At 61.1% G+C, this 7,084-nt stretch carries 6 protein-coding genes; 3 read left to right on the top strand and 3 right to left on the bottom strand.

The features are described 5' to 3' along the window. The first annotated feature begins 352 nt into the window (after positions 1-352). Positions 353-1,063, top strand: a complete 711-nt coding sequence (locus tag CO666_RS33135) for a hypothetical protein (RefSeq protein WP_245436922.1) — start codon at positions 353-355, stop codon at positions 1,061-1,063. A gap of 63 nt (positions 1,064-1,126) precedes the next feature. Here the strand turns inward: CO666_RS33135 and CO666_RS33130 are convergent, their stop codons facing one another. Then, on the bottom strand, positions 1,127-1,471 hold the full coding sequence (locus CO666_RS33130) for an ArsR/SmtB family transcription factor (protein ID WP_097616167.1): 345 nt from the start codon (positions 1,469-1,471) through the stop codon (positions 1,127-1,129). Between the two features lie 107 nt (positions 1,472-1,578). Here CO666_RS33130 and CO666_RS33125 point away from each other — a divergent pair, with 107 nt between their 5' ends. After that, positions 1,579-2,325 carry a glucose 1-dehydrogenase gene (locus CO666_RS33125; protein ID WP_097616171.1) on the top strand — a complete coding sequence of 249 codons (747 nt, stop codon included), beginning with the start codon at positions 1,579-1,581 and terminating at the stop codon, positions 2,323-2,325. A 373-nt stretch (positions 2,326-2,698) separates the two neighbouring features. Further along, a complete protein-coding gene (locus tag CO666_RS33120; RefSeq protein WP_097616169.1) occupies positions 2,699-4,660 on the top strand; it encodes an elongation factor G in 1,962 nt (653 codons plus the stop codon). Positions 4,661-4,741: 81 nt separating this feature from the next. On the opposite strand, the gene CO666_RS33115 is transcribed toward CO666_RS33120, so the two are convergent. Continuing rightward, positions 4,742-5,680, bottom strand: coding sequence for a sialate O-acetylesterase (locus CO666_RS33115; RefSeq protein ID WP_097616165.1), 939 nt, complete (start codon positions 5,678-5,680; stop codon positions 4,742-4,744). A 232-nt stretch (positions 5,681-5,912) separates the two neighbouring features. Next, on the bottom strand, positions 5,913-6,725 hold the full coding sequence (locus CO666_RS33110) for an alpha/beta hydrolase (RefSeq protein WP_097616163.1): 813 nt from the start codon (positions 6,723-6,725) through the stop codon (positions 5,913-5,915). Positions 6,726-7,084: the final 359 nt, after the last annotated feature.

The raw sequence follows: 7,084 nt of genomic DNA, 5'->3' as shown, positions 1-7,084 counted from the left end.
CTCCCGAAAAACCATTCCGGAACTGTCAGGCATGTCTCCGAACATCTGTCAGGTATGTATCCGGGCTTTACATCAAGCCCTGGGATGACGGAGAGTGGGGTTGGCGTTCTCGCCAAACGCTCCGCCGGCGCAGCGGATAGGCATCGGGTATCTTGAATGACGAAGTCTGGCAGCGAGATCAGAAAGTGTGATTGCATCAGGTTTGCCGAACCTCACCCTGTTACCGCAGGGCATCTCACACTCTCCGTCGTCCTCGGGCTTGACCCGAGGACCCAGCCTCCATCGCCGTCGTGATCGAAGACTCGCTGGTCCGAGTTGCCGACGACGATTGATAAAATGTGGAAATATATGGTTGAAGTGTAATGCAGCCGATGCGGATCGTTATTCGAAGCGCGCTATCATCTCGATGGAATCGAAAGAAGGAGGAAGGGTGAAGCGACTCGTCGGTAAATCAGTCGGGATCTTGTTGGCCGTGTGGCTGTTGCCGGGAATGCTTGTCATTTTCGTGAGGATGTCTGGCTTTATCTTCCTGCCATCCGTCGAATGGACATCAAAAGCAAATCATCCTTCGATTGTGGCTGGTTTGCTCCCCGCGGCGTACCTGTCATGGCGCGCCTGGAAAGCCATGGACGTTACTCCGATCGGCGATGGGAAAATGGCCATAGCCATGTTATCAGCCCCTTTTTTTGCTTACTTTCTGGGAAAGAACCTTGTTGCCGTTGCCTTGCCGATGACGTTCGCCATCGTCGCGGGCCATCAGGTCGAACTCTCGTTTACCGTGGCAAATGCCGATCAATGGGGCGACTCCAAATGCCGAACACCAGTTGAGCTCGAAGGCCTACCCTTTCTCTTCGACACAGTTTGCCGTGTCCGAGACGATGTCAGGATGAGCCTGTTGCCGGGTAGACCGACTGTCGTCACCGGTCGAGGCACCAGCCTGGGTCTCTTTGCGGGAAGTCTGAAGGCCAGCGGCGAAAGCAAAAAGCGCGATCGCATTCGGATTCCTCCAGATGCCGCCCTATTGCCGCAGAACACCTCCCATCCCGGTCGTCCTCCGGCTTGACCCGAGGACCAGGCGACCTTCCAACGGCAGCGGTTATCGAGAGCATCCTTGCTCAAAGAGCCGTCAACCCGTCTTCAGTTGCTCGGGCAGCTGTCCGTAAGCCGTCAGAATCGCCCTGATCAGGCCGGGGAAGCGCTCATCCAGCTCGGCGCAGCGGGTCTGGTTGCGCATCTCCACGCCCTGGCGTTCGCTGCGGATCAGCCCGGATTCGCGCAGCACCTTGAAATGGTTGGACAGCGATGACTTCGGGATGACGCGGTCGCCGAGATCGGCGAGCGCAGAACAGGTGCCGCCGCAGGCCGCGCCGGCAAGCTTCGCATAGATGGCGACGCGCTCGGGATCGGAGAGCGCATAGAGGATCGCCTCGGGCTTGATGTCCTCCAGGGCTGGGTGAAAGAGCGGTCGCATGAATTTTATATAGTGCCCCTTGAAACCGAGATCAACAGTTCCGAATTTCTGAACTACGGAACATGGCCGTCAATTCCGGCGGCCGTCCGGATCAGAAGGAAGAAGAGATGGCTAAGCTCACAGGGAAGGTCGCAGTGGTCACGGGAGCCTCGAAGGGCATCGGCGCCGCGATCGCCAAGGCAATGGCGGCCGAAGGTGCGCAGGTGGTGGTCAATTACGCCTCGAGCAAGGCGGGAGCCGACGCCGTCGTCGAGGCGATCGGGGCTGCCGGCGGCAAGGCCATCGCGGTGCAGGGCGATGTTTCCAAGTCCGAACAGGCCCAGGGTGTGGTCGATGCCGCGGTCAAGGAATTCGGCAAGCTCGACGTGCTGGTCAACAACTCCGGCGTCTATGAATTCGCCCCGATCGGCGAGGTGACCGAGGAGCATTATCGGCGCATGTTCGACGTCAATGTTCTCGGCGTCCTCCTGACCACCCAGGCTGCGGCCAAGCATCTCGGCGAGGGCGGCAGCGTCATCAACATCTCCTCGGTGGTCACCAGCCTCGGTCTGCCGGCTTCCGCCGTCTACACCGGCACCAAGGGCGCCGTCGAGGGCATCAACAGCGTGCTTGCCAAGGAGCTTGGCCCGCGCAAGATCCGCGTCAACGCCATCCTGCCGGGCATGGTCGAGACCGAGGGCACGCACACGGCCGGCGTCATCGGCTCGGATTTGCAGCAGACCATGGTCGCCCAGACGCCGCTCGGCCGCATCGGCCAGCCCGACGATATCGCCGACATTGCCGTCTTCCTCGCGTCCGACGACGCCCGCTGGCTGACCGGCGAACGGCTGGTGGCGAGCGGCGGTTTCCGCTGAGACGGGAGTGAAAGGCGCGCGCTTCTCGAGCGCGCGCATACTCGGATACCGGTCCACCCAGCCTCCGTCGTCTTCGGGCTTGGCCTGAGGACCACGCCGGCGTCTTCGCTCTCGGCCATGGATTCCAGGCTCAAGGCCTGGAATGACGGAGAGTGGGGGTGCGTTTCCGCCCAACTCGCCGGCGGCGCGGCGCTTCGCAAATCGCGACAGGATGGATCGTTTTGGATGCGGTCAGCCCCGCCGGCAATTCGAGAAGAGCTCCTACGTCTCCAGGTCAAAGCGTTGTGAAACCGAACACCTCTGGCGCCTTGCAGCGGTTCAGGGCATCTTATGATGGCTGAAAATTGTGTTCATGGCAGTTGGAGGAATGCCGATGCGCTGCTTTACCGTGCTTGGACCCTCGCAGACCGGAAAATCGACAGTCGTGGAAAAGCTCGGCTCCCTGGAGGGGGAGCCGAGAAAATCCAGGTCCCCTTATGGATTGAACCTCACGGAATTCACCTTTGGAAACGAGGCGTGGTGTGCGCTGGATGCGCCAGGACCCAACGAAGCGTTGGCGCATGTACAGCACGCGCTTCTTGCCAGCGACGCCTGCATCCTGTGTGTTTCCTCGGCACCGGAGGAGGCTGTGCTCGCCGCGCCCTATCTGCGGATAGTCGAAGCCTCGGGGACGCCGTGCATCCTCTTCGTCAACCGAATGGACGAACCGAGAGGCCGGCTGCGGGACGTGATCGCCGCGCTTCAAGACTACGCCAACCACACGCTTTTGCTTCGCCAGATCCCGATCCGCGAGGGAGACAGGATCATAGGCAGTTGCGATCTGATTTCGGAACGGGCGTGGCGCTACCGGGAAGGCCAGACTTCGGCGCTGATCGCAATCCCCGAAAGCGCCGCCGAGCGCGAGCACGAAGCGCGCAGCGAGCTGCTGGAACACCTGTCCGAATTCGATGACTGGCTTCTCGAGGAACTGGTCGAAGATCGCGAGCCGCCGAGCGACGCCCTCTATGCCATTTCATCGCGCGTTCTCAGCGAAAACAGGATTATTCCAGTCCTGATCGGTGCCGCAAGTCACGGCAACGGCATGATGAGGCTGATGAAGGCGCTGCGCCACGAAGCGCCGCCGGCAGGCGTTCTCAGACAGCGCCTGGCGCGTGCGGGCAATGTCGATGAAAACAAGCTGACCGCCGTGAGCTTCCATGCCTATCATCGTCAGAATATCGGCAAGACGGTGCTGGTGCGTGCGTTTGGCGAGGGACTGCGGCAAGGCGCATTGCTGGGCGGCTCCAGCCTCGGCGCCGTGCAGGATCCCGCAAACGGACGGTCCGGCTCGGCGATCTCGCCTGCACCGGGGGATGTCTTCGCAACGGTCAAGTCCGACCACTTGCCCGTCCCGTCGCTGTTGACGTCAGGCGCAACGATCGCCCCGCCCGAATGGACCGAGCCACCGACGCCGATGCTTGAAAGGATCCTGGTCCCGGGCAGCGACCGCGATGAAAACAAGCTCTCCGAAACGCTGGCAAAACTTTCCGAGACGGATCGCGGTCTTGTCGTTTTGCAGGAGGAAGGCACGGGCGCCCAGCTCGTCCGCGCCCAGGGCCCGGTCCATCTGCGCGATCTCTGCCGAACCCTGTCCGACGTCTTCCACATCGACGTCACCGATCGAACGCCCAGCCCGATCTACCGCGAGACGATCGCCAAGCCCTCCGAGGTTCACTACCGGCATCGCAAACAGACCGGCGGTGCCGGGCAATTCGCGGATGTGAAGCTGAGCATTCGCCCCAACGAGCGCGGCCGCGGCTTCACCTTCAGCGAAACCGTCAAGGGTGGCGTCGTTCCGCGCAACTACATCCCTGCCGTCGAAGCAGGCGCGCGCGAAGCGATGGAGAAAGGGCCGCTCGGCTTCGAGGTCATCGATGTCGGCGTAACGCTCTTCGATGGTCAGTACCATGCCGTCGACAGTTCGGAACACGCCTTCAGGACTGCGTCGAAAATGGGCGTGCGGCAGGCGCTTTCCGAAGGGGCGGCCGTTTTGATGCAACCGGTCTTCCGCAGCGAAATTCACATTCCGTCGATCTATTCCGGCAGCCTCGTGCAGATCGTCTCCGCTCTCAAGGGTCAGGTTCTCGGCTTCGACCGCGATGAAACCGCCAAGGGATGGGACATCTTCCGGGCACTTGTTCCGGGCGGCGCACTTGACGATCTGGCGCGGTCGCTGCGCTCGGCGACGCAAGGCATTGGTTACTTTTCCAAGACCTTCGATCACTTCGAGGAGCTGTACGGCAAGGAAGCGGACGCCATCGTGAGGGCACACGAGGAACCAGGCGCCGCACACTGAAACCTGTTTGCGCCCAACTCGCCGCCGCCGCGGCCTGTGGCGCGTCGAGCAGGCTCAAGCCCCGGATCGGTTCGGCGAAGCCTAACGCGAGGTTTCCAGGCGGCGATCGCCGCGCAGAATGTTCAGCCAGGCGCGCGACACTTTCTCCGCGCCTGAGCCCCCGATATGGCAATCGTCGTAGCGGTCGTCTCCATTGAGCAGCGCGTCGGAATCGACGCCCTCCCGGATACCGTGGCCGCTTTTTGACAGCGCCAGTTGCGCCCGCACAATGGCATTGTCCGGAATATGCTCCTTGAAGCCGCCGTTGCTCGGTTCGAGGCACTTCGATGCGATCGAAATGTAAACGGGTGCTTCGACGCCGTGCTGACGCAATGTGTCGACCATCGACATGAAATGGTCCTGATAGGCCTGCGCAGTGGTGCCCAAAACCAGGTCGGCCTCTCCTTGCACCCAGAGGACGCTCGTTATCCGGTAGCCGGAATCCTGAAGCTGTTTGACCGTATCGACCAGCACCGGATTGATGTCGCCGCCTGTCGCCCATCGTGCGACCGCAGATCCGGAATAGGCAAGAGGCGCGAGGACGACGCTGTCATTTTGCCCCGATGCGATCAAATCATTGCCGAGCAGCGTCCAGTACTCTCCCTTGGTATCGGTCGATCCAAGAAGTGGCGACGCCGCGATGAAGCACTGTTTGTCAAAGGCGTTGACAAGGTGAGCGCCATAATTCGACCGATGCCGTTGTCCACCATCATTGGCCGCGTTCGATTGGCCAAGAATGAGCAGGACAGCCGTTCGATCGGTTTGAACCGGGCAGGTCACAGGCGTTTTTGTTTCATCCCCGATCAATCGTTCCTTGTCGTCGAACGTATATCGGCTTGGAGCGGCTGCCTTCTGTCCGACAACCATTTTCCTCACCGCCGAAAGTTGCGGCCAAGGAAAAATCTCATGTCTCGCGCTCATGCCGCCGAGAAAGTACATGGTGATCAAGGCGGTCAGGCCGACTGCGAGCGTTTTGCGCATGTCGTCACCTTTTCATCATCATCCGATGACGAATCGAGGCTGGTCCAGCCACGAAGCTTCTTTTACACCAGCCATATTTGCTTGCTCGGGCGCGTGATCGTTCAGAAAGAATTGGTCGTGAAGATCGGGCCCCGTCGCTGCTGTCAATTATAGCCCGGACCAGCGATTACAATCATCCAGTTGGGTGATAGGTCACAGATTGGCGGCGCGTGATGATCGTTCCGGAAGGGGCTTACGGCCTGTTTCCTTGGAGCGCTTCCACGAAACGGATCACCTCACCGATCATGCTGTCGTTCCAGATATCGTTGTGCCCCGCACCGTCATAGATCACCATCCGCTTGGGCTCGGCTGCGATCTCGTACAACGCCTGGCCCGAAGAAAGCGGGATGCTGTCGTCAAGCCGACCGTGGAGGAACAATTTCGGCTGTCTTACCTTGGCGATCTTGAGGTCCGAGCGAAAGGGATCCTTGAGAAGGGCCTTGACCGGGAGGAACGGATAACGCGCCTGCGCAACCAACAGAACCGACAGGTACGGAGACACAAGAATGACGCCCATGGCCGGCCTGTTCCCGGCCGTATTCACAGCAACGCCGGTGCCGAGTGACCGGCCGAGCACAACGATCCGGCTTCCGGCGCGTGCCGAAAGCCAGTCGAACGCGGCGAGGCCGTCTGTCAGCAGCCCCCGCTCGCTGGGCGAGCCGGTCGATCCGGGATAGCCGCGATAGGAAATCGCCAGCAATCCAATCCTGCGCGTGGCCAGCGCCTGTGCGAGGAACCCGTAATTGCCGGCGCGATCGCCGTTTCCGAAAAACAGGAGCACGCAGGGCTTGTCGCTGTCGCCCTGGCTGTACAGTCCCTGAAGCATCTCTCCGTCGGGCGTCTTGACGTGGACCGTCTCGCCCCAGCTCGTGGGCTCCGGAGCAGCTGTGGCGCCGGCGCCGGGATAAAGCAGCGCTCGCTGAGAAAAATAGACCACCCCGACGAGCGTGATGTAGGCGACGACCGCCGCCAGCGGCAGGATCAGCAAGTACCTTATAGCGCTCACGACAGAATATACCGGTTTGACGTGCCCAGAACTCTTTGCAGCAACCGCGGCCCGTTGCGGCGTGGTGTGCTCAGCGTGGCGGCAATATAGGCACGAAGTATTCATGGAGAGAAGAGGGGCGAGACGGCGGAGGAAGAGGGGAGATTGCCGCAGCCTCCGGCACCCGCCCCGTCCTTCGAGGCTCCGGCCTTCGGCCTGCGCACCTCAGCAACCGTATTGCTTTTTGCGAGCAGGCGTAGGCTGGGACACGCCGACGCTGCAGCGAGGAGCGCTGCCATATCGCCACCCTCACCAAGTCAGTTTATGCCGGGATGGGCGCAATTTGATTTTGCTGTCGCAAGGCGTCCCTGACGCGTGCG

The sequence above is a fragment of the Rhizobium chutanense genome, assembly GCF_002531935.1.
GTDB classification, from domain to species: domain Bacteria; phylum Pseudomonadota; class Alphaproteobacteria; order Rhizobiales; family Rhizobiaceae; genus Rhizobium; species Rhizobium chutanense.
The sequence above is the reverse complement of the archived record's forward strand: the minus strand, read 5'-3'. Positions and strand labels throughout refer to the sequence as shown.